This window comes from Candidatus Fonsibacter ubiquis, assembly GCF_002688585.1.
GTDB lineage: Bacteria > Pseudomonadota > Alphaproteobacteria > Pelagibacterales > Pelagibacteraceae > Fontibacterium > Fontibacterium commune.
The window spans coordinates 151,948-175,000 of record NZ_CP024034.1; the positions used below are offsets into that span (position 1 = coordinate 151,948).

General features: G+C 32.9%; 22 protein-coding genes, 2 tRNA genes, 2 rRNA genes and 1 riboswitch (1 of these 27 cut by a window edge). Of the genes, 17 read left to right on the forward strand and 9 right to left on the reverse strand.

Features of this window, described 5'->3' with window-relative positions:
* Positions 1-9 precede the first annotated feature (9 nt).
* The 5 genes from CR143_RS00855 to CR143_RS00875 all read right to left on the reverse strand — a co-directional run bounded on the left by CR143_RS00855 (position 10) and on the right by CR143_RS00875 (position 4,752).
* The gene (locus CR143_RS00855) at positions 10-411 is read right to left on the reverse strand and encodes an OsmC family protein (protein ID WP_099339969.1); all 402 of its coding nucleotides are present in this window, start codon (positions 409-411) and stop codon (positions 10-12) included.
* Positions 412-416: 5 nt separating this feature from the next.
* The gene (gene metX / locus CR143_RS00860) at positions 417-1,550 is read right to left on the reverse strand and encodes a homoserine O-acetyltransferase MetX (protein ID WP_099339970.1); all 1,134 of its coding nucleotides are present in this window, start codon (positions 1,548-1,550) and stop codon (positions 417-419) included.
* The gene (locus CR143_RS00865; RefSeq protein WP_099339971.1) at positions 1,547-2,527 is read right to left on the reverse strand and encodes a cysteine synthase A; all 981 of its coding nucleotides are present in this window, start codon (positions 2,525-2,527) and stop codon (positions 1,547-1,549) included. The genes metX and CR143_RS00865 overlap by 4 nt, the downstream gene beginning before the upstream one ends.
* Positions 2,528-2,535: 8 nt before the next feature.
* On the reverse strand, positions 2,536-3,720 hold the full coding sequence (locus tag CR143_RS00870) for a YeeE/YedE family protein (RefSeq protein ID WP_099339972.1): 1,185 nt from the start codon (positions 3,718-3,720) through the stop codon (positions 2,536-2,538).
* A gap of 114 nt (positions 3,721-3,834) precedes the next feature.
* Positions 3,835-4,752 carry a sulfurtransferase gene (locus CR143_RS00875; protein ID WP_099339973.1) on the reverse strand — a complete coding sequence of 306 codons (918 nt, stop codon included), beginning with the start codon at positions 4,750-4,752 and terminating at the stop codon, positions 3,835-3,837.
* Positions 4,753-4,911: 159 nt separating this feature from the next.
* Between CR143_RS00875 and CR143_RS00880 the strand changes: the two genes are divergently transcribed.
* The 4 genes from CR143_RS00880 to CR143_RS00895 all read left to right on the forward strand — a co-directional run bounded on the left by CR143_RS00880 (position 4,912) and on the right by CR143_RS00895 (position 8,698).
* Positions 4,912-5,370 carry an Lrp/AsnC family transcriptional regulator gene (locus CR143_RS00880; protein WP_099339974.1) on the forward strand — a complete coding sequence of 153 codons (459 nt, stop codon included), beginning with the start codon at positions 4,912-4,914 and terminating at the stop codon, positions 5,368-5,370.
* A gap of 148 nt (positions 5,371-5,518) precedes the next feature.
* Entirely contained in the window at positions 5,519-6,262 is a 744-nt protein-coding gene (locus CR143_RS00885; RefSeq protein ID WP_099339975.1) for a TorF family putative porin, read from the forward strand.
* Between the two features lie 123 nt (positions 6,263-6,385).
* On the forward strand, positions 6,386-7,102 hold the full coding sequence (locus tag CR143_RS00890; RefSeq protein ID WP_099339976.1) for a TorF family putative porin: 717 nt from the start codon (positions 6,386-6,388) through the stop codon (positions 7,100-7,102).
* 70 nt (positions 7,103-7,172) lie between these two features.
* Positions 7,173-7,263: riboswitch (TPP riboswitch) on the forward strand.
* The gene (locus CR143_RS00895) at positions 7,250-8,698 is read left to right on the forward strand and encodes a sodium:solute symporter family transporter (protein ID WP_099339977.1); all 1,449 of its coding nucleotides are present in this window, start codon (positions 7,250-7,252) and stop codon (positions 8,696-8,698) included. Its footprint overlaps the riboswitch before it by 14 nt.
* Here CR143_RS00895 and CR143_RS00900 read toward each other — a convergent pair.
* Entirely contained in the window at positions 8,695-9,117 is a 423-nt protein-coding gene (locus tag CR143_RS00900) for a DUF4149 domain-containing protein (protein WP_099339978.1), read from the reverse strand. The genes CR143_RS00895 and CR143_RS00900 overlap by 4 nt on opposite strands.
* Before the next feature lie 99 nt (positions 9,118-9,216).
* Between CR143_RS00900 and CR143_RS00905 the strand changes: the two genes are divergently transcribed.
* Positions 9,217-10,101, forward strand: a complete 885-nt coding sequence (locus tag CR143_RS00905) for a cation diffusion facilitator family transporter (RefSeq protein WP_099339979.1) — start codon at positions 9,217-9,219, stop codon at positions 10,099-10,101.
* 4 nt (positions 10,102-10,105) lie between these two features.
* Here the strand turns inward: CR143_RS00905 and CR143_RS00910 are convergent, their stop codons facing one another.
* The gene (locus tag CR143_RS00910; RefSeq protein WP_099339980.1) at positions 10,106-11,206 is read right to left on the reverse strand and encodes an alkene reductase; all 1,101 of its coding nucleotides are present in this window, start codon (positions 11,204-11,206) and stop codon (positions 10,106-10,108) included.
* Between the two features lie 73 nt (positions 11,207-11,279).
* Between CR143_RS00910 and CR143_RS00915 the strand changes: the two genes are divergently transcribed.
* Genes CR143_RS00915 through CR143_RS00925 form a run of 3 tightly spaced genes read left to right on the forward strand, consistent with a single transcriptional unit; the run spans position 11,280 to position 12,692 of the window.
* Entirely contained in the window at positions 11,280-11,690 is a 411-nt protein-coding gene (locus CR143_RS00915) for a (deoxy)nucleoside triphosphate pyrophosphohydrolase (RefSeq protein ID WP_099339981.1), read from the forward strand.
* Positions 11,662-12,219, forward strand: coding sequence for a DUF3833 domain-containing protein (locus CR143_RS00920; protein WP_099340991.1), 558 nt, complete (start codon positions 11,662-11,664; stop codon positions 12,217-12,219). Before CR143_RS00915 ends, CR143_RS00920 begins: the two co-directional genes overlap by 29 nt.
* Before the next feature lie 38 nt (positions 12,220-12,257).
* Complete coding sequence (locus tag CR143_RS00925; protein WP_099339982.1) at positions 12,258-12,692, forward strand: DUF1178 family protein; 435 nt, start codon at positions 12,258-12,260, stop codon at positions 12,690-12,692.
* On the opposite strand, the gene ubiG is transcribed toward CR143_RS00925, so the two are convergent.
* Positions 12,689-13,423, reverse strand: a complete 735-nt coding sequence (ubiG, locus tag CR143_RS00930; protein WP_420886323.1) for a bifunctional 2-polyprenyl-6-hydroxyphenol methylase/3-demethylubiquinol 3-O-methyltransferase UbiG — start codon at positions 13,421-13,423, stop codon at positions 12,689-12,691. The two genes, CR143_RS00925 and ubiG, sit on opposite strands and share 4 nt — an antisense overlap.
* A gap of 73 nt (positions 13,424-13,496) precedes the next feature.
* Here ubiG and CR143_RS00935 point away from each other — a divergent pair, with 73 nt between their 5' ends.
* From CR143_RS00935 to CR143_RS00955, 5 genes are all read left to right on the forward strand, one after another.
* On the forward strand, positions 13,497-14,708 hold the full coding sequence (locus CR143_RS00935; protein ID WP_099339984.1) for an aspartate kinase: 1,212 nt from the start codon (positions 13,497-13,499) through the stop codon (positions 14,706-14,708).
* A 5-nt stretch (positions 14,709-14,713) separates the two neighbouring features.
* The gene (gene ispG, locus CR143_RS00940) at positions 14,714-15,820 is read left to right on the forward strand and encodes a flavodoxin-dependent (E)-4-hydroxy-3-methylbut-2-enyl-diphosphate synthase (RefSeq protein WP_099339985.1); all 1,107 of its coding nucleotides are present in this window, start codon (positions 14,714-14,716) and stop codon (positions 15,818-15,820) included.
* Positions 15,821-15,826: 6 nt separating this feature from the next.
* Positions 15,827-16,903 (forward strand): peptide chain release factor 1, encoded by a 1,077-nt coding sequence (gene prfA / locus CR143_RS00945; RefSeq protein WP_099339986.1) that lies wholly within the window; start codon positions 15,827-15,829, stop codon positions 16,901-16,903.
* Between the two features lie 4 nt (positions 16,904-16,907).
* Positions 16,908-17,756 carry a peptide chain release factor N(5)-glutamine methyltransferase gene (prmC, locus tag CR143_RS00950; RefSeq protein ID WP_099339987.1) on the forward strand — a complete coding sequence of 283 codons (849 nt, stop codon included), beginning with the start codon at positions 16,908-16,910 and terminating at the stop codon, positions 17,754-17,756.
* Between the two features lie 132 nt (positions 17,757-17,888).
* Positions 17,889-18,323: a DUF4167 domain-containing protein gene (locus tag CR143_RS00955; protein ID WP_099339988.1), complete on the forward strand. Its 435-nt coding sequence runs from the start codon at positions 17,889-17,891 to the stop codon at positions 18,321-18,323.
* Positions 18,324-18,339: 16 nt separating this feature from the next.
* Here CR143_RS00955 and CR143_RS00960 read toward each other — a convergent pair whose 3' ends face one another.
* Positions 18,340-19,641: a M23 family metallopeptidase gene (locus CR143_RS00960; protein WP_099339989.1), complete on the reverse strand. Its 1,302-nt coding sequence runs from the start codon at positions 19,639-19,641 to the stop codon at positions 18,340-18,342.
* Between the two features lie 404 nt (positions 19,642-20,045).
* On the opposite strand from CR143_RS00960, the gene CR143_RS00965 reads away from it, so the two are divergent.
* From CR143_RS00965 to CR143_RS00980, 4 genes are all read left to right on the forward strand, one after another.
* Positions 20,046-21,531, forward strand: a 16S ribosomal RNA gene (locus CR143_RS00965).
* 113 nt (positions 21,532-21,644) lie between these two features.
* Positions 21,645-21,721, forward strand: a tRNA-Ile gene (locus CR143_RS00970).
* A 9-nt stretch (positions 21,722-21,730) separates the two neighbouring features.
* Positions 21,731-21,806: transfer RNA gene (locus CR143_RS00975), tRNA-Ala, on the forward strand.
* Positions 21,807-21,927: 121 nt separating this feature from the next.
* Positions 21,928-23,053, forward strand: a 23S ribosomal RNA gene (locus tag CR143_RS00980) (it continues 1,630 nt past the right edge of the window).
* The 16S and 23S rRNA genes sit together here with 2 tRNA genes alongside, the layout of an rRNA operon.

Below are 23,053 nucleotides of genomic sequence, written 5' to 3' on the forward strand. Positions count from 1 at the left end.
TAAAATTTTTTATACTAATTTAGAATTAATTTTAACGGTATTTGTTAAGGCTTTATGAATAGGACATTTGTTTGATATTTCAAATAATCGGTTTTTTTGCTCATCCGTTAAGTTACCAATAAGCTCAATTTTTCTATCGATATCACCACTCTCATTTCTATTTAATGTGATGATAATTTTATCAAGTGGTAATTTTTTAAGACGAGCATACATTCTAAGAGTAATTGAAGTGCATGATCCAAGGGAGGAAAGTAAAAAATCATTTGGACTTAAGCCTTTGTCAGTCCCTTCAGGAAAAGATAATGGCTCATCTGCTAAAAGCTTATGGCCTCTTACAGTCACGCTTTGAACAAAAGGACCAGGACCCACCTCAGAAACAGTAACAGTATTATCTTTTTTAACATCACTCATGGTCGTTACTTAGATGCTTTAAACTCCTCGTAAGCAGAGTCTAAAAATCCCTTAACGCTTCTTAAAAATTCTGCTTCATCTAAAAGAAAAGAGTCATGCCCGTTATTTGTTATAATTTCTACAAAGCTGACATCTGCACCAATAGAGTTGAGTGCGATAAGAATTTTTTTACTCTCAGCTGTTGGATATAACCAATCTGTGGAGAAAGAAATTATACAAAATTTAATTTTTGTATCTTTAAAAGCGTTTGCAAGCACACCATTATTTTCGCGGTATAAATCGAAATAATCCATTGCGCGTGTTAAATATAAATAGCTATTAGCATCAAAGCGATCAACAAAAGCATTGCCTTGATATTTTAAATAACTCTCCACTTGAAAGTCAGCATCAAAAGTAAATTTAAAGTCACCAGTCTTTTGAAGTTTTCTTCCAAATTTTTCTTGTAATCCTTCTTCAGACAAGTAACTAATATGACCTGCCATACGCGCCACTGACAATCCTTTTCTTGGATTTTTATTTAGTTTTAAATAATCTCCATTGGACCATTCAGGATCTGCCATAATTGCTTGGCGTGATAGTTCATTGAATGCAATATTTTGTGCTGAATGACTTGCAGTACAAGCAATTGGAATTGCAGAATAAGTTCTTCCAGGATTAGATGAGCAAAATTGTAAAACTTGCATTCCACCCATAGAGCCACCTAATACACATAAAGTTTTTTCAATTTGTAAATGATCTAGTAATAAGACATGCGCATTAACCATATCTCTTATGGTCACTAATGGAAAAGTATTTTGATAAAGTTCATTAGTCTTTGGATTAATAGATGTTGGACCAGATGTTCCCATGCAACCTCCCAAAACATTTGCACAAATTATAAAATATTTATTTGTATCAACTGCTTTGTTTGGACCAATTGCAGTAACCCACCAACCATCTTTTCCAGTAATTGGATTAGTTCCAGTTGCAAACTGATCTCCACTTAATGCATGAAATACTAAAATTGCATTGTCTTTATTTGCATTTAAAGTTCCATAGGTTTCATAGGCAATTGTAAAATTATCTAAAGTTTGACCGGACTCCAGTCTTAGTGGTTTTTTAATGTCTATATTTTTGACTTTGCTTTTATCTATAATCATTTAATCCAATCTGGACACGGTAGCCCTTTTGATTTTAAAAATTCACGGTTAAATAATTTGCTACTATAACGCGTTCCAATATCACATAAAATTGTGACTATAATTTTGTTTGGACCCATTTTTTTTCCAAGTTCAATTGCGCCTGCAACATTAATTCCAGAGGAACTGCCAAGACATAATCCATCATCATGTAGTAAATCAAATACAATATTTAAAGCATCCGTATCATTAATTTGAAAGGCCTCATCAAGCAAAGCGCCCTCATAATTCTTAGTAATTCTTGATGTTCCAATACCTTCCGTTATCGAAGTGCCATTCATGATTAATTTTCCTGTTTGAAAATGACTATAAAGAGCAGAACCTAATGGATCCGACACAGCAATTTTTATGTTTTTATTATGTTTTTTTAAACCTATTGAAACACCAGAAATTGTGCCGCCCGTTCCTGAAGCGCACACAAATCCATCCACTTCGCCATTAGTTTGTGTCCAAATTTCTTCAGCAGTTGTTTCGATATGAGCAAATTGATTAATAGTATTATCAAATTGATTTCCCCAATACCCACCAATGTCATCTGCAACCTTTTTTGCATATTTTACATAATTATTTGGATTATCATAAGGGACTGCTGGAACTTCAATGAGTTCAGCTCCTAATTTTCTTAAAGTATCTTTTTTCTCTTTAGATTGTGTTTCAGGAATAACAATCACAGTTTTAATACCAAGTTCTTTTGCAATTATTGCAATTCCAATTCCAGTATTTCCAGCAGTTCCTTCAACAATCGTCCCGCCTTTTTTTAATTTACCATTTTTAATAGCATCATTTAAAATATAAAGTGCAGCTCTATCCTTTACAGATTCTCCAGGATTTAAAAATTCTGCTTTTCCAAAAATCTTACATCCAGAAATCTCTGATGCTTTCTTTAAATAAATTAAAGGAGTATTGCCAATTTTATCTATTAAACTTGTTGAGTTCATTTTAAATTTTAATTTAATTTATATTTTTTTCTAAGTAACCAACCTAAATATAAACCTAACCCACAAAAAATTAGAAATATCCAGCCAGATAATGAAGCTGCCATAATTCCTGATAATAATGTTCCAACAGTGCAACCAAGCGCGATCATAGACCCAAAGCCCATTAATATTCCACCAACCAAAGATCGAATACTTTCTTTAATTTTTGGAATTTGAATTTTAAAATCACCAGAGAAAGTTGCAAGAGCAAATGATCCAAGTACTAAACCAAAAATAAATAAACCATTATTAGACCAAAATGTTTCTTTAATAATTGTTAAACATCCCCTCAAAGTATCTAAGCCTTCAAGACGCGTTGGTAAAATATTAAAATGGTTAGCACTTGTTCTAGCTATACTTCCAATCTCAGCAGTAACGCCTAAGGGAGAGACTCTTAAGAATGCAATGGTTGCAATTAGTGCAACTAAAATTCCACCAACATAAGTTGGCCACTTTACTTGCCACCATCTTTGTATTGTACTTTCTGCTTTTTGTTTTTTATGAAATTTTAAAAGTAATAATGATAAGAAAATTAATAATATAATTTGCAAAATGATTGATCCTTTGTACCCAAAATAATGTGGGAACCAAATCAGAGGCGCTTGTTGAATGGCTTTTAAATAAAGAAAATTCCAACTTAAAAAAGCTAAAATAAATCCAATTAATATTCCAAAGAATGAAATAAATGCTGACAAAAGCCCTTCACCTAATCGATAAAGTTGAGCGCTGATGCAAGATCCAGCAATGGCCATTCCAAGGCCAAAGCTAAATGAACCTAATATTAAAACCCAGCTAACTGGGGCAATATGTGCGTTTGGTGGAAGTCGTGGTGATACTGGATCAATAAGGAAAGCACCAAATATTAAATGATAGCCTAGTGTTCCAACTATAAGAGCAACAATAATTCCAAGCAATCCTTTTGCATTTTTTAGTTCAATAAAATCTCTACTTAAACAATAAAAACAAAATCTACTTTTTTGCAAAATTGCGCCAAAGGCAATTCCAAGCCATAATGATAATGAAAGGGCAGTACCTCCTTGTAAATTTTCAATCTTAGCATTTAAAATGAAAGCAATAATAAGTATTACAACTATTCCTAAAAAATTTTTAAAAGCAGGAATATTATTATTAAGCTGGTAATTTGTTTTTGTCATTTTAGATTAAAAATAAAAAAATAGCGGTACAAATTGTACCGCTATTTCATAAGGGAGTGAATTAACTTTATTTTTTGAAGATAACAAGTAGCGATTTAATTCGCTTATTAGTTATTATTTTCCACCCCACACGGTTCCAGCTGTATTAATTACAGGGTTGCCAACAGAGTTTCCATATTCTGTCCATGAACCATCGTAATTTCTAACATTGTAACCTAGGATTTTACTTAGTGCGAACCAAGTATGGCTAGAACGTTCTCCAATTCTGCAATATGTTATGATTGGTTTTTTTCCATCAATACCAACTGCAGCGTAAACTTTTCTAAGTTCTTCTGCTGATTTAAATGTTCCATCTTCAGCAACAGCTTGTCCCCAAGGAACGTTTACCGCTCCTGGAATATGACCAGCTCTAATTGCTAACTCTTGAACACCTGCTGGGGCAAAAATCTTTCCAGTAAATTCATCATTAGATCTAATATCGACTAATGCTGTATCAGATTTTTTATTAGCAACTGCAACAACGTCAATTAATCTTGCACGTAAAGCGTTGTTAGCATCTGATACTTTTATATTTCCAGCTGCAACTTGAGTTGCAAGTGGAGTTAAAGGTCTTTTTTCTGCTTCCCATTTTTTTCTGCCACCATCAAGCAACTTAACATTTTTTACTCCGTAAATATCAAACACCCAAGCACCCCATGCAGCAAACCAATTATTACTATCACCATAGATTATAATTGTGCTGTCATTGTTAATGCCTGCCTGTCGGAGTAATTTTTCAAAATTTTCTTTGCTAGCGATATCTCTTTTTACAGGATCCACTAAATCAGTATGCCATTTAAAATTTACCGCACCTTGAATATGACCTCTTTCATAAACTCCTGTATCAACACTAACTTCAATTATTTTAAGTTTAGGATTGTTAAGATTTTTTTCTAACCAATCTGTGCTTACTAAAAAATTACTTGGAGCCGCAATTGCTGGCGCTGCAAATAGTAAAGCCCAAAGTAGAACAACTTTTTTTATTAATTTCATTTTATATTTCCTTTTGTATTAATTTTTAATGTGCTGCTGATTTAGTATTTATTTCTATAGAATTCAATATTTGTAGAAAAATAAGTTAAAAATTGACTTTTTAAATATAAAAACTAGTATTTTATTTTAAATATGTTAATTAAATTAGAATAAAATTGTATGAATGACATAGATAAAAAAATATTATCCCAACTTCAAGAGGATGCAGATATCCCAATTGCTGAATTATCAAAGAAAGTAAACCTTTCTGCTACCCCATGTTGGGCCAGAATTAATAAGTTATATAAAGAGGGGTATATAAAGAAGAAGGTAGCTGTTGCAGATCGAAATAAGCTAAATCTAAAAACTGTAGCTTTTGTTTCAATTAGAACCAATCAACATAACATGGAATGGGCTAAGAAATTTATCAGCATCCTAAGCTCTATGCCTGAAGTTGTTGAGTTTTATAGGTTAAGTGGAAGCATTGATTACTTACTAAAAGTGCTAGTCCCAAGTATGGATGAATATAATACATTTTACACAAAGCTTACTAGTCAAATAGATATTTTTTCAGTTGCGACTTCTTTCTCTATGGAAGAGATAAAACAAACCTCAAGCTTGCCATTAAATTACGTTTAGTAATTATGCATGAAACGCATAATGCTTTCACCGCATAGCGTGTCATGCAAGCAACACATTACTGATATTTGATATAAGATGTTTAAGTCATAAAAAAAAGAGCATATCATCACTCTAACAAATAAATTTAATAATTAAGGAAAAAAAAATGATTAAAAAAATTGCGCTTTCTTCTTTTGCTTCTGTGCTTTTGATTTCGCAGGTAGCTAATGCGGAAATAAAATTAGGTGATAAAGGAAGTTTAGGAACAATAGGTTTCAATGCTGGTTATAACACTAATTATATTTGGAGAGGAATGGATCAAAACTCAGGATCTGGTTCTCCATATATTGGTGCAGATCTTACAACTCCAATCGGTTTATATATAGGAACTTGGACAGCTGCTTCAACAGGTGGAGTTGATAGCACCACAAATACAAATCAAGAAATAGACATTTATGCCGGTATTGCGAAATCTTTTGGTGCTATTACTGTAGATGTCGGAGTTATAGAGTACAGATATCCAGGCAATGATAAAAGAACATCCCCACTTAATTTTTTAGAGTTTTATGGCAAATTAAAATTTGCACCTGATAAGGCCCCATACAGTATTCAGATTGCATATTTTCAAGATGATACTGATGGTCAAAAATCAAGTGCAACCGTAAGTGATAAAGGAAAAAATTATCAAGAAATTTCTGCTTCCTATAATTTTCCAGCGTTTACAGTCTCTGCTAGCTATGGAGAATATAAGGGTGAAACCGAAACTAGTACACTCACAATATCAAAGTCTTTATTTGATATGAATTTTGGAGCTACTCTTGTTGATGCAAAAAAACTAAACAATAGTATAGCAGCCACTTCAGTTAATACTTCAAAAGATTTCTTTTTGAACGTATCAAAAACATTTTAATTAAATAACATTATTAATATTCAGTATTTAGAGATTGTAAGTCTCTAAATACTGAAATAGGATTTTAAAAAAATCAAAAGGACTACTAAAAAATTCTCGTTTAACTTAATATTAATTAAAAAAATGATAAAAAAAATTTTACTTTCTCTTTTTGCTTGTTCAATTTTTTTAGCAGAGGATGTAAATGCAGAGGTTAAAATTGGCAAAGGAACATTAACTTTCAATGTCGGTGTTTCTAGCCAATATATTTTTAGAGGAATTGATCAAAATAAAGATAATACATCCGCATTTGTAGGAACTGATCTCTCTCATCCAGTAGGAGACTTTAACTTATATTTAGGGGCATGGACTGGAGCACAAGATAGCGTAGCAGGTGCTGGTGGAAAAGAAATTGACTACTATGCTGGAATTACAAAATCTTTTGGTTCGGCAACGTTTGATTTAGGTTATGGTATTTTTACTTATCCAGGCGCAGACACAAAAGCTACAAAGGCTACAGCTGAATTTTACGGTAAATTAACTATAGCGCCTGATAAACAACCTTACACTTTTGGCTTGGCTTATTACGTTGATGACACTGATGGACAAAAAAATGGAACTTCAAAAGTTGATAGAAACTATTATGAATTTAATGCTGGCTATAATTTTGGTCCAGTTCAAGGTTTTGCTAGTTATGGAGTATGGGATAAAGAAACAAAAACTACTACACTTTCATTATCAAAGGAGCTAGTAGGAGTTGGTTTTACGGCATCATATATTAGTGCTGATAGAGAGGGTTCCCTGTCAGGTTTGGACAGGAATAGAGATTACGCAATTCTTACAGCTAAGAAAGTATTTTAATTAAATAATATTATTACTATTCAGTATTTAGGGATTGTAAATCTCTAAATGCTGATTTAGTATTTCTCTAACTAAGTTTTAGGGGTGCTTCGTAAGAGGCTGAGATTAGACCCTTCAAACCTGGATTGGTAATTCAATTAGGGAAAAATGATAAATAGTTTCTTAAGTTTAAATCTAGCCTTAAGCGTTGTTGTTTTTGTTTCAACTTTATTTTTATTTATTGGAATATTTTATTCTAGAAAAAAAGTTAGCTTAAATAATTATTTAGTTTCAAATCGTAATGTTGGTGTATTTAATTTAAGTGCTACTCTTATAGCCTCATCCCTTGGTGCTTGGATATTATTTGGCCCGCCCACAGCTGCAACTTGGGGAGGCTTTGGTTCTGTTATTGGTTATGCATTAGGGACTGCATTTCCTATGATTGCTCTTATATTCTTTGGAAAAAAATTAAGAGTATTGCTGCCTAAAGGCAGATCATTAACTGAGTTGGTCTTAAAAAAATTTGGAAAAAATTTATTTAAATTAATTTTCTCTTTAATGATCTTTTATTTATTCATATTTTTATGCGCAGAAGTCACTGCAATTTCAAAACTAATTTATTATATCTCTGGTCTAGATGTTTGGATTTCTGCAACTATTATTTTATCTTTTACGTTAATTTATGTTTTATTTGGCGGTTTAAAAGCAACTATTAGAAGTGATGGTATTCAAATTATTGTAATTTTATTATTATTTTTTTACTTAATTTTTGCACTTTTTTTTCAAAATAATAACAATCTAAACCTTAATATTTTTGAGGAAAATTTTATTAAATTTGATAGCAAATCTTTAATAACATCTTTTCAATTTGGTTTTGTTTTTTTTATAGCGGTTGCTGCAACAAATTTATTTCATCAAGGAAATTGGCAAAGGGTGTATGCAGCTAAAAATGATAAAGTTTTAGTTAAAAGTTTACTTATTTCTTTTGTTATTATTTTTGTAATTGTTTTAAGCTTGGGTTTGACTGGGAGTATTTCTAAATTGAATGGTTTCAAATTTAATGAAGATCTTGCTTTCTTTTCTATTATTTTAAACAAAAGTGATATTTTTGTTTCATTAATTGTTCTTATCTTTTCCCTATGTTTGACGATTAGCACCGTTGATACTTTGCTAAACTCTATATCCAGTCTTACAATTGTTCACAGCAAAGATTTTTTTAATTTTAAATATTTAAAAGATAAAAAACTTTCAAATATTATATTAATACTTCTGTCGATTTTATGCTTAGTTATTGCTCTTTATCAATTAAGTGTTCTTTATTTATTTTTACTAGCTGATCTTCTTTGTTGTGCATGTGTCTATGTAATATTTAAAGGTTTATATCAGAATAAAATTTATCCTAATCAGTCATTTATTTTAATTATCACTGGACTTTCTTTAGGTTTATTATTTTTTCCAAGTATAGATTTTTCTAAGTCTTTATTAATTGGAGTTATTTTTGATAAAAGTAATTTTAATGAAATTTTTACTAATTCTTTATTATTTTGGTCTTTCTTATTTGCAACTTTTTCACCAATGTTCTTTGATATAATTTATCGACGAGTGAAAAAATTTTAAAAATCCAATAAAATAAATGTAATTGATATGAGCAGGATTATTTGAATGAAATTTATTGCAACAGAACTTCCATGTAAGAATTTAAATTTACTATTATCTTTTATTTTTTGTTTGTTAATTGCTGGCATTAAATAAAAATAAGAAAATATAAAAAGAACTAGAATAACTCCATTTGCATAAAAGATTGCATTAAAAACTCCAAGGTAAGCAATTGCTAATAAAGAACCTAAAGATAAAAATCCATTAAGAATATAATAAATAGGAAAGATTTTTCTAATATATGGTCCAGATTCTATTTTCGGTAAAAATTTATGAACAGTTGGTGCAATTACAAATGAAAAAAATAACATTATACCAAGGCTTAAAACTGGAAAAATCGTTATGATTGTTAGTAGTAGATAGTCGATGAAAGTTGGCATTTAAATATTAAATTAAAAATAAACCCTATAGAGCAAACTTTATTTAATCAAATAAATAAAATAGTTTATTAATATTCTATATTTTATACTGCATTACTCATGTCTGAATCTTTATCCAACTATGTAAGAAAAAGAAAAGTTGCAAATAAAAGCACTTGGACCAGTGTTATTGTTAATTTTTTTTTAGTTATTTTCCAAATTGTTGTAGGTTTATTTTCTAAATCTTCAGGGCTGATTGCAGATGGACTTCATACTTTAGCTGATATGTTTTCTGATTTGCTGGTTTTAATTACTAGCAAAAAATCTTTAAATCCCCCAGATGATGATCACAATTATGGTCATTATCGATATGAAAATGCTGTAGGTTTATTTTTGGGTCTACTTTTATTGTTTGTGGGTAGCGCAATGATCTGGAGTGCTGGTAAAAAACTTGATAGTGCAGATGAAATTGCTACAGTTCATATCATAGCCTTATATGCTTCAATTATTTGTTTAGCAGTTAAAGAATTATTATTTCGTTATCTTTTAAATATTGCAAAAAGAGCTAAATCAAGTTTGCTTATGGCAAATGCTTGGCATGCTCGTTCTGATGCTGCATCATCTTTAATTGTTGCAATTGGAATTATTTTTAATTTACTGGGTTATCATAGTTTTGATTTAATTGCCGCAATCATTGTAGGTGTGATGATTTTAAAAATGGGCTGGTCTTTTAGTTATGAAGCCATCCATGCTTTAACCGATAAGGCAGCTGACACTGATGAAGTTGAAAGAATTAAAAAAATAATTTTAGAAACTCCAGGAGTTATAAATGTCCATGATTTAAGAACAAGAAAAGTTGGAGATAGCATCATTGCAGATGTTCATATTGAGGTTAAAGGTGACCTGACAGTTGCAGAGGGCCATGCCATTGCAGTTGAAGCAAGAAATAGAGTGATGCGCAGTTCTAGGGTTTTAAACCTAATGACTCACATTGATCCTGTTTAAAATTTTAGCTTAGAGCTGGATAATCCGTATAACCTTTTTCATTACCACCATAAAATGTTGAGCGGTCATAGGGATTTAAAGCTGCATTCGTTTTAATACGTTTTGGCAAATCTGGATTTGCAATGAAAATTCTACCAAATGCCACGGCATCTACTTCGCCAGTTTCAATTGCTTTTTTTGCATCTTCCGTCTTATAGCCGCCAGCAGAGATAAAAATTCCTTTAAATTTTTTTCTAAATAATTTTGTGGTTGATGGCGCATTTTCATTTACATCATCACCACCTCCAGCTGAAGTTGCTCTAGGTTCAATCATATCAAGAAATGCAATTTGTTTTTGATTTAATTCATCAATAACGTAGGTAAATAATTCAATAGGGTTAGAGTCGCTCATATCATTAAATGTTCCATAGGGAGAAAGCCTCACGCCAACTCTATCTTTTCCAAAAACATTAATAACAGCATCTAATACTTGCATTGGAAATTTAACTCTATTTTGAATGGAACCACCAAATTCATCTGTTCTTTTATTACTTCCATCTTGCAAAAATTCATCAAGTAAATATCCATTTGCCATGTGAACTTCCACTCCATCAAAACCAGCGTCCTTTGCATTTTTTGCAGCATTTACATAATCTTGAATAATTCCTGGAAGCTCAGATGCTTCTAATGCTCGTGGAGTTAAGATAGCAGTTGGTTTCCAATCTGCGGTAAATGTTCCAGAATTTTTCGCAGCTATCGCAGATGGTGCAACTGGTAAACTATTATTCGGTTGATGAGATGAGTGAGAAATTCTTCCCACATGCCACAACTGTAAAAAAATATGACCACCATTTTTATGAACTGCATCAGTTACTAACTTCCATCCTTGCACTTGTTCTTTGCTGTGAATTCCAGGAGTTCCAGGATAGCCCTGACCCTGCTGAGAAACTTGAGTTGCTTCTGTTAAAATAAATCCTGCCGATGCTCGTTGTGCATAATAAGTTGCATTTAATTCCCAAGGAATATTACCCGGTTGTTTACTTCGCATCCGAGTAAGCGGAGCCATAATAATTCTATTTGGAAGTGTTAGATTGCCTATTTTTAAATTATCAAAGATTGTTGGCATATGTTTTTGTTAGATTGAAATGTTATATAAGTAGCATAGTGAAGAATGTCAATTTTGTTATAATTAAATATTTATGAAAAAAACTTTTGTCTCATGTTGTTTGCTTAAAAAGTCTAATAAGATTTTAATTACTAGCAGACCAAAGGGTAAATTTTTAAGTGGATATTGGGAATTGCCAGGAGGAAAATTGTTAACCCATGAGTCTTTCGAGGATTGTGCAGTAAGAGAACTATATGAGGAAATAGGTATTAAAATAGAAAAAGACAATTTGGACAATATTGATCTTGTTACTCATCGTTATAAAAATACTGCAATTATAATGATGATTTATCTGGTAGAATTTTGGACAGGAAAGATTAAACTTAAAGAAAAACAACAATTGCGTTGGTTAAATCGCAAAGATATTAAACAGTTTAAATATTTACCAGGCAGTCAGATTATTTTTGATAGAATTTATGAAAATTATTACAAAATTTTTAAATAAAAATCTTAAAATATTATTTATATTTTTTGTTTTTTTTAGTGTAACACAATGTTCTTCATCTATGAAATTAGAACAATTTCAAAATAATAAACCTGTATTTAAGCTAGAGGAATATTTTAAAGGAAAAACTGTAGCACGTGGTGTATTTGAAGATCGATTTGGTAACATTAAAAAAAGTTTTAAAGTAGATATTGATGGAACTTGGGATGGAAAATACTTAGTGATGAAAGAAAATTTTATTTATGATGATGGTACTAAGGAATACCGTGAATGGAAGTTAGAAAAAATTGGCACCAATCAATATCAAGGGTATGCAGATGGAGTTATAGGTCTTGCATCAGGGGCAACTTCTGGCAACGCTTTTAACTGGAAGTATGATTTTGCTCTCCAAATCGGTAACAGTAAATATAAAGTAAGTTTTGATGATTGGATGTTTTTACAAGATAATAATTATTTAGTGAATATTGCAACCATGTCTAAATTTGGAATTACCTTGGGCAAAGTAATTCTATTCTTCAATAAAAATTAACATATTGAAATTAACACGAACGTACCTACATTAGAGATATGATTAAATATAATCTTGAATGTTCATGCGGTGAGACTTTTGAAAGTTGGTTTCAAAATTCTAGTGAATATGAAAAATTACTAAAGAAGAATTTAATTAATTGCTACGTCTGCGGAAGCTCAAAAACTGTAAAAAAAAGTATAATGGCCCCAAGCATTGCAACTTCCAAAACATCTGCAACTCAAAAAGATACTGAGCAAAAAAAAGAATTTTTAAAAAATGTAAAAAGTAAAATTAGAGAGTTAAATGATTATGTCGCAAAAAATGCTGAGTATGTTGGTGATAAGTTTGTATCTGAAGTTAGATCCATTCATTATGATAAAAAGCAGAAAAGAAATATTTATGGTAATGCAACGTTAGAGGAAACTAAAGAGTTACAAGAGGAAGGAATTGATGTTGCAACTATTCCTTGGGTTCCAAAAGAAAACGCTTAATTTTTTTTAAAACTTACTGCGTAGTTAACATCCATATCTTTACTTTTTTGCCACTCCCTTGAAAAAATATTAAACTTAAAACCTATTTTTTCTTTGAATTCTAATTGATATTTCAAAGCTGTTGAAATGATCTCACTAGGTTTTAAAAATTTATTCCAATCATGCGTTCCTTTAGGTAGCCAATTTAATATGTATTCAGCCCCTACAATTGCAAATAAAAATGATTTAGCTGTTCTATTAAGTGTTGCAAAGAATATGATCCCATTTTTTTTTAATAATTTAGCGCAAGATTGAATAAATAAATCTACATCTGCAACGTGTTCAATAATTTCTAAACATAAAATAACATCAAACTGCTCGTTTAAATTTTCAGGAGTTGTTGCTAAATAATTAATTTTCAAATTCATTTGTTCAGCATGAAATTTTGCAACGTTAATATTTTTTTCAGAGGCATCGATGCCAGTTACTTTTGCGCCAAGTCTAGTCATGGGTTCTGCAATCAATCCACCACCACATCCAACGTCTAATAATTTTAAGTTTTTAAATGGATAAGAGCCATTCGGTAATATTCCAAAATGATTTTTAATTTTATCAACTAAAAATTCTTGTCTAATAGGATTAAATTTATGAAGCGGCGCAAATTTTCCATTTGGATCCCACCATTCAGAAGCCATTTTTGAGAACTTATTTATTTCCTGAAGATCGGCCGTTTGATTATTTTTATTATCTATGTTCATTTTGTTGCGAAATATTTAACATAGGAGTAATTATAAATCTAAATTTTTAAGATATTAATTAGCTTTCATGAGTAAAATTGTAGTTAAGTTTGGTGGCACGTCGGTTGCAAATATAGAAAGAATTTTGAACGCCGCAAAACTCATTAAAAGTAAGGTCGATGAAGGTCATCAAGTTGTGGTGGTGGTGTCTGCAATGTCAGGTGTTACTAATGATTTAATAAAAAAATCAAAAGAAATAGATCAAAATTTTGATGTTGAAGAATATGATGCTTTGCTTTCAACAGGGGAGCAAGTGACATCGACTTTATTTGCGGGTGCCCTAAAAAAAATGGGTCTTAAATCGAGATCATGGCTAAGCTGGCAGATTCCAATTGTAACAGAGGGTTTTCACTCTAACTCAAGAATTGTTTCAATAGAAACTACAAAACTTAACAAGTCATTGCAGCAAGGTGAGACTCCCGTGGTTCCAGGATTTCAAGGAGTTTCAAAAGATTTTAGGCTTTCAACATTAGGCAGAGGTGGATCTGATGCCTCAGCGGTAGCTTTAGCAAAATGTATTGGAGCTGATTATTGTGAAATTTATACAGATGTAGATGGAGTATACACAACTAACCCAGCTATTAATCCTAAAGCAAAAAAAATTGATAAAATTTCCTATGAAGAGATGTTGGAGATGGCATCGTTAGGAGCAAAAGTTATGCAAAGTAATTCTGTACAGCAAGGAATGATGAATGATGTTGAAATTCATGTGCGCTCAACTTTTACAAATAATAAAGGCACAAGCATTACAAGTGATGATAAAATCTCATACGATAAAGTAATTACTGGAGTTGCCTATTCAAAAGATGATGCAAAAATAACCTTAATTGGCGTTGAGGACAGACCAGGAATTGCAGCGAGTATTTTTAAGCCTTTGTATGAGAATAATATTAGCGTTGATATGATTGTACAAAACGTATCGGCTGATAATAAAAAAACTGATGTTACATTTACTATTAAAAGAGAAGATTTAGATAAATCAGTAAATCTTATAAAAAAAAATAGTAATTTAAAATTTGAAAAAATTAATTTTGATGACAAGGTTGCTAAAGTTTCAATTGTTGGAGCTGGAATGATTACACATCCAGGTGTTGCTTTTAAAATGTTTAAAGCATTATCAGATCAAAATATAAATATTTTAGTGATATCAACTTCAGAAATTAAAATTTCTGTTTTAATAGATGAAACGCAAACGCAAAAAGCTGTGGTTGCTATTCATACTGCATTCGATTTAGATTAAATTTTATGAGTAGCATTAGACCTTTCAGGGAAATTAAAAGAAGAAAGACAAAAAAAATTAAAGTTGGTAACGTTTATGTTGGTGGTGACGCTCCAATATCAGTCCAATCCATGACAAATACTTTAACAACCGATGCAAAAGCGACAATTTTACAAATAAATCAAATTGCTGAAGCTGGAGCTGATATTGTTAGAGTTTCTTGCCCAGATGAGGAATCTACAAAAGCATTAAAAGAGATTGTAAAGCATGCAAACGTTCCAATCGTTGCAGATATTCATTTTCATTATAAAAGGGCAATTGAGGCTGCAGAAGCAGGCGCAAGTTGTCTTAGAATAAATCCTGGAAACATTGGATCAAAAGATCGAGTAAAAGAAATTGTTAAAGCGGCAAAGGATTTTAATTGTTCAATTCGAATTGGGGTTAATGGTGGATCCATAGAGCAAGATTTATTGGAAAAATATAAAGAGCCATGTCCTGAGGCATTAGTTGAAAGTGCAGATCGTAATATTAAAATTTTAGAAGACTTAGATTTTTTTAATTTTAAAATAAGCGTTAAAGCTTCAGATATTTTCCTTGCCGTTAATGCCTACAGACAGCTTTCAAAAAAATGTGATTATCCACTTCATCTTGGAATAACAGAGGCTGGCAGTTATTTTGCAGGAACAATTAAGTCTTCAATTGGAATTGGAATGTTATTAAGTGAAGGGATTGGTGATACAATTAGAATTTCACTTTCATCAGATCCGGTAAATGAAGTTAAGGCAGGACTTGAGATATTAAAAAGTTTAAATTTAAAAAATCGAGGAGTTAAAATAATTTCTTGTCCATCTTGCGCAAGACAAGCATTTGAGGTTATTAAAACAGTTGAAATATTAGAGCAAAGGTTGTCACACATTAAAGAGTCTTTAACATTGTCCATCATCGGCTGTGTTGTAAATGGACCAGGTGAAGCATCACAAACAGATATTGGGTTAACGGGAGGAGGCAAGGGAAATAATATGATTTACTTATCGGGCCTTCAAGATCATAAAGTCCCAAGTGAAAAAATTATTGAGCACATTGTAGGTCTTGTTGAAAAAAAAGCTGAGCAAATTAGAAATCAAGCCCTTTAAATTTAAATGATCCCCATAGATAAAGTTGAGAACATTGTAAGTCGATTCAATGAGCTAGAAAGTATTTTAGCAAAGCCTGATCTTAAAAAAGATGAGTTTGTTAGTAATTCAAAAGAATACTCAAATCTTAATGAGATAATAAGTTATGCCAAAAATTATTTAAAGGTTTTAGAAGACTTAAAGAGTACGAAAAATATTTTAGAGGATAAATCTACGGACAAAGAATTTTATGAAATGGCTGAAAAAGAACTTAAGGATTTGAAGGAACAAGAGGAAGAGTGTGTAAAAAGATTAAAAGTTTTCTTACTTCCAAAAGATGAAGCAGATGAAAAGAACGCTATTATTGAAATAAGAGCAGGAACAGGCGGTATGGAAGCTGCTTTATTTGCGGCTGATTTATTCAATATGTACCAAAAAGTTGCAGTGTTAAATGGTTGGAAAGTTGAAATTATAAATTTATCAAACAGCGAGGGGGGTGGTTACAAAGAAATTATTGCATCTATCGTAGGACGAAATGTTTTCTCAAAACTAAAATTTGAGTCAGGCGTTCATAGAGTCCAGCGAGTTCCTGATACAGAAACGCAAGGAAGAATTCATACGTCAGCAGCAACTGTTGCAGTTTTACCAGAAGCTGAAGAAGTTGATGTGAAAATTAATGATGCGGATTTAAGGATAGATGTTTTTAGATCGAGCGGTCCAGGCGGACAATCAGTAAATACAACGGATAGTGCAGTTAGAGTAACGCATATTCCATCAGGAATAGTTGTCTCGCAACAAGATGAAAAATCACAACATAAAAATAAAGCTAAAGCTTTAAAAATTTTAAGATCAAAACTTTACGATTTACAAAGATCAGAGCAGGAAAGTGAAAGAGCTAAGGCGAGAAAGAGTCAGATTGGAACAGGGGATAGATCTGAAAGAATTAGAACTTATAATTTTCCACAAGGAAGAGTAACGGATCATAGGATCAATATGACGCTTTATAAGTTAACAGATTTTTTAGCTGGCGATGCATTTAAAGAATTATCTGATGCCATTCAAATTCAATTCCAAGAGGAGCAACTAGAGAATTTAAAGATATAAATTTATGTTAGTTAATGAGGCAATAGCTTTTGCAGAACAAGAGTTAAAAAAAAGTAACAATTTAAACTCTAGATTAGATTCTGAGATATTAGTCTCACATTTAATAAATATTCCAAGGGAAAGTATTTATTCTAAATTAAAAGAAAATTTTTCACATAATAAAACTGAAGAACTGCAGAAATTAATAAATAGAAGGGTAAATAAAGAGCCCATTGCCTATATACTTAATAATAAAGAATTTTGGAGTACAAATTTTTATGTTGATCGCTCCGTTCTAATACCAAGACCTGAAACAGAGGTGTTAATCGATTTAATATTATCTCATTTAAATAATAAGAAAATTTTTTTAAATATTTTAGACATAGGAACAGGTTCTGGATGTATTTTAATATCTTTATTAAAAGAGTTAATTAAAGCTAAAGGAATTGGAATAGATAAATCAAAAAAAGCAATTGCAATTGCAAAGATTAATTCTGTCTCTCAAAAAGTTAACACTCGTGCATTGTTTAAAAACATTAATTTAGAAGAGATAAAATTTGATATAAAATTTGATATTATTGTATCAAACCCTCCATATTTACCAGATGTTTCATTAAAGAATTTAAATTTAGATATTAAGCTTTATGAACCAAAAATTGCTTTACAAGGCGGGGTCCAAGGAGTTGATTTTTTATTAAAAATTATAGACTTGGCTTCAAAAATTTTAAAAATAAATGGTTTGCTAGCACTTGAAATTGGTGATAATCAGTTTCATATAGTAGCGAAATATTTAAAAATAAAACGCTTTAAAATTTTAGATAAATATACTTTAATTAACAAACAAGTTCGTTGTTTATTAGCAACTAAACTTTAAAAACATTATAATAATAACCATAATAATTACTAAGAATTGACATTAAATGACATTTATGGAAGTTTAAGTTCTTCCCTAAAATTAAATTAAAAATAATCAAACAATAAATAATAATTTTAAATCTAATAATTGATGAATAGTTTTGTAAGAAGACCAAGAAGACGTCCTGATCAAAGAAGCGGTAGCGGAATGAGAAGACCAAGTAGTGGTGGTTTTAGAACTAATAGATCTCAAAACATAGAACACTCATTTAATAATAATGGAAATAACGGGTATAGAAATAATGGGTCAGCCCATGGTGCATATAAGTTAGTTGAAAAGTATAATAGTCTTGCAAGAGAAGCCCTCGCATCTGGAGATATTATTTTAGCTGAGAATTATTATCAGCATGCAGATCATTATATAAGAATAGCTCCGCCTCAGAACAGATCTGAAAGAAATGGATCAACAACAGAGACCCCTTCTGAGACAACAGAAATTATCAATAAAATCCCAGGTGTTCATTTAGATGAGCCGCAAGAAACAGTTGCAAATATCAGCTCAGATCAAAACGAAGGCAATTCTTAAAAAATCTTAAAATTTATTATTTCTTTTTAGCGCTCTCTAAAATTAAATTATCAATATTTCGTTTTTGTATTTCAAAGAAATTTTTATTATTTCCCTCTAGTGGAGCTGAGGAAGGTAGTTTTAGAGTTTGCGAATTTTCTTTCTTTCCATTAACTACAACTTCATAATGTAAGTGGGGTCCTGTGGAACTTCCTGTATTACCTGAGTACCCAATAATTTGTCCTTGTTGAACTTTAGCTCCTCGTCTTATTCCTTTTGCATAGTCTTGAAGATGTGCATAATTCGTTTGATACACAGCACTATGACGGATTGAAATGTATTTTCCATATCCGCCTTTCCATCCCACATACTCTACTGTACCTGATCCTGATGCCATCACAGGTGTACCAATTGGTGCTGCAAAATCTGTTCCTTGATGTAAATGGTTAAAACCTAAAATAGGATGCATTCTAAATCCATAACGTGAAGTAAGTTTTGCTCCATTGATTGGAGTTCTCATTAAACTTTTTTCAATACTTTTTCCTTCAGGTGTAAAGTAACCTATAGTTCCATTTGGATATTCGTAGCGATAAAGAATAATATTTTTATCAGCATTTATAATTTCACTATAAATAATATTTCCCGTTCGTTGCGAAATTCCATCATCATCTAAATAACGCTCGTAAAATATTTTAATCTTATCATTCTTTTTTAAATCCCTTTGAAAATCTACTTCAAAACCATAAAGTCTTGCAAACTGAGCAACAATACTATTTTCAATACCAGATTGCTTAGCAGATCTGTAAATTCCACGATCAATTGTTGTCTCAACGAAATGATTTTTTTTTGTTAAAACTTTCGTTACTCTTTTTGCTTCATAAAGATTATCCTTATTTAAAAAGACATGAACAGATGTGATATTATTAATATTTACTGTTAGTCTTGAGACAAAATTTCCATTTTTTTCTCTTTTTACAATTAAATAAATTTTTTGATCTTTTCTTAGTGGTCCTACATTATATTCTCGTCTTAAAGCATTTAAGACATTGTTAATATCTGCTTGAGAAATTTTTTGATCTGAAAGAATTCTCTGAATGCTATCTCCATTTCGGGCATTAAATTCAAATTTAGCAGAGCCCGAATTAAATTGACCAAATAAAAAGTCTTTTACTGTAATTAAATTATTTTCTAATTCTTGATTTTTACTTTCTCCATTTTCTCTTTCGCTATATTGATCAAAAGACTTTGCTATAAAAACAAAGCTAATTAGGATTGGAATTAGTAAAAATACTAAACTAGGTTTAAAGTTTGGCCTGTAACTTAAGATCTTTTTATACATTTTGACTTAAATATCTTATTAGCTTTTTAGAGTCATCCCAAACCTCAATTTTAAGTTGTTGTAACCGCTGATTATAGCTAATCAGAGGCTATTTTATTGGGTTTAAATGGCCAATAGCTGTGTTGACTTAGCAACATTTTAGACGTACATACAACGTCCCTTGTCCTGAATAATTAATTATTTAGGGACAAAATAATAAAAATTTAAATAAGACAAAAAGAAATCCTATAAGATTTCTTGTTGTCTTGTTGAGCTCTTTAAAAACGTAAATTAGGAAGAGAAGCGTGGACGGCTATATTTGTAAAAAAATTTGGCTGTACACACTTCTATAAAAAATACAAAAGTAATTTTGTACAAGCTGTTTTTAATTAAACAGATAGTAAAAGCTTGTGTACGCCGTTATTAAACTTGAGAGTTTGATCATGGCTCAGAACGTACGCTGGCGGCACGCCTAACACATGCAAGTCGAACGCAGTAGCAATACTGAGTGGCAGACGGGTGAGTAACATGTGGGAATCTGCCTTGTGGTTCAGGACAACATTGGGAAACCGATGCTAATACTGGATAAGCCCTTACGGGGAAAGTTTTAATGCCATAAGATGAGCCCGCATTTGATTAGTTAGTTGGTGAGGTAATGGCTCACCAAGACAATGATCAATAGCTGATCTGAGAGGATGATCAGCCACACTGGGACTGAGACACGGCCCAGACTCCTACGGGAGGCAGCAGTGGGGAATCTTGCACAATGGAGGAAACTCTGATGCAGCGATGCCGCGTGAGTGAAGAAGGCCTTTGGGTTGTAAAGCTCTTTTGTAGGGGAAGATAATGACTGTACCCTAAGAATAAGGTCCGGCTAACTTCGTGCCAGCAGCCGCGGTAATACGAAGGGACCTAGCGTAGTTCGGAATTACTGGGCGTAAAGCGCGCGTAGGCCGTTGAGTTAGTTAATTGTGAAATCCCAAAGCTTAACTTTGGAACTGCAATTAAAACTGCTCGACTAGAGTTTGATAGAGGAAAGCGGAATACATAGTGTAGAGGTGAAATTCGTAGATATTATGTAGAACACCAGTTGCGAAGGCGGCTTTCTGGATCAACACTGACGCTGAGGCGCGAAAGTATGGGTAGCAAAGAGGATTAGATACCCTCGTAGTCCATACCATAAACGATGATTGCTAGATGTTGGAAATTTATTTTCAGTATCGCAGCTAACGCATTAAGCAATCCGCCTGGGGAGTACGACCGCAAGGTTAAAACTCAAATGAATTGACGGGGACCCGCACAAGCGGTGGAGCATGTGGTTTAATTCGAAGATACGCGCAGAACCTTACCAACCCTTGACATGTCTGTCGCGAGTTTAGGAAACTAGACTTTTCGGTTCGGCCGGACAGAACACAGGTGCTGCATGGCTGTCGTCAGCTCGTGTCGTGAGATGTTGGGTTAAGTCCCGCAACGAGCGCAACCCCTACTTTTAGTTGCCATCAGGTCATGCTGGGTACTCTGAAAGAACTGCCAGTGATAAGCTGGAGGAAGGTGGGGATGACGTCAAGTCCTCATGGCCCTTACGGGTTGGGCTACACACGTGCTACAATGGTAGTGACAATGAGATGCAAGGTGGCGACGCTAAGCTAAACTCAAAAATCTACCTCAGTTCGGATTGCACTCTGCAACTCGAGTGCATGAAGCTGGAATCGCTAGTAATCGTAGATCAGCGTGCTACGGTGAATACGTTCCCGGGTCTTGTACACACCGCCCGTCACACCATGGAAGTTGGTTCTACCTTAAAGCAGATTGCTAACCGCAAGGAGGCGTTTGACCAAGGTATAGTCAGCGACTGGGGTGAAGTCGTAACAAGGTAGCCGTAGGGGAACCTGCGGCTGGATTACCTCCTTTCTAAGGACAGTTCGAAAGTTTACTTTTGAACTATCACTTAACATTGTACATTGTAGCCGTCCTCGTTTCTCTTCCTTATCTCTAATGTTTGTAAAAGAGTTCATTCAACAAAAGGGCCGGTAGCTCAGTTGGTTAGAGCACACCCTTGATAAGGGTGGGGTCGAAAGTTCGAGTCTTTCTCGGCCCACCATTTTTATTAGGGGGATTAGCTCAGCTGGTAGAGCGCCTGATTTGCATTCAGGAGGTCAGCGGTTCGATCCCGCTATCCTCCACCAAATTTTAGAGAAATTCTTTAACATTGTTAATTTGTATCAATATTTTTATATCCTTGTGAAAAATTTATTTTTCACAAATTTTAAAAATTCAATTTACACAGAAAAATTTTTTCTGTGCATAAATCAAGCGTTTAAGGGCGTCTGGTGAATGCCTTGGCACTGAAAGTCGATGAAGGACGTGATATACTGCGATAAGTTTCGGGGAGTTGTATGTAAACTTTGATCCGAAAATTTCCGAATGGGAAAACCCAACTCTTTAAGAGTTATTTCAAACTGAATACATAAGTTTGAAAAGGCAACCTAGGGAACTGAAACATCTAAGTACCTAGAGGAAAAGAAATCAATTGAGATTCCGTCAGTAGTGGCGAGCGAACGCGGAACAGGCCTGTAGTTTTATTTGTACAACTAGAAAAACCTGGAAAGGTTTGCCATAGAGGGTGATAGCCCCGTAAAGGTAAAAGCAAATAAGATTCTTGAGTAAAGCGGGACACGAGAAATCCTGCTTGAAGATAGGGGGACCACCCTCTAAGCCTAAATACTCTTCAGTGACCGATAGTGAACTAGTACCGTGAGGGAAAGGTGAAAAGAACCCCTATTAGGGGAGTGAAATAGAACCTGAAACCGGATGCCTACAATCAGTCGGAGCTCTATATGAGTGACGACGTACCTTTTGTATAATGGGTCAGTGACTTTATCTGTGCAGCAAGCTTAAGCCGAAAAGGTGTAGGCGTAGCGAAAGCGAGTCTGAATAGGGCGATGAGTTGTACGGATAAGAACCCGAAACCTAGTGATCTAGTTATGAGCAGGTTGAAGGTAAGGTAACACTTACTGGAGGACCGAACCGGTGCCTGTTGAAAAAGGCTCGGATGACTTGTGATTAGGGGTGAAAGGCCAATCAAACTGGGAGATAGCTGGTTTTCCGCGAAAACTATTTAGGTAGTGCGTTGAATAATAAGATCTTGAGGGGTAGAGCACTAAATAGGCTAGGGGGAAGAAATTCTTACTAAACCTAATAAAACTCCGAATACTCAAGATTGTTTCTCAATAGACAGACGGTGGGAGCTAACTTCCATCGTCGAGAGGGAAAAAACCCAGACCACCATCTAAGGTCCCAAAATCGTAGTTAAGTGTGAAAGGATGTGAAGACTCCAAAACAGCCGGGAGGTTGGCTTAGAAGCAGCCATCCTTTAAAGAAAGCGTAACAGCTCACCGGTCTAATTAAGAGACTTTGCGCCGAAGATGTAACG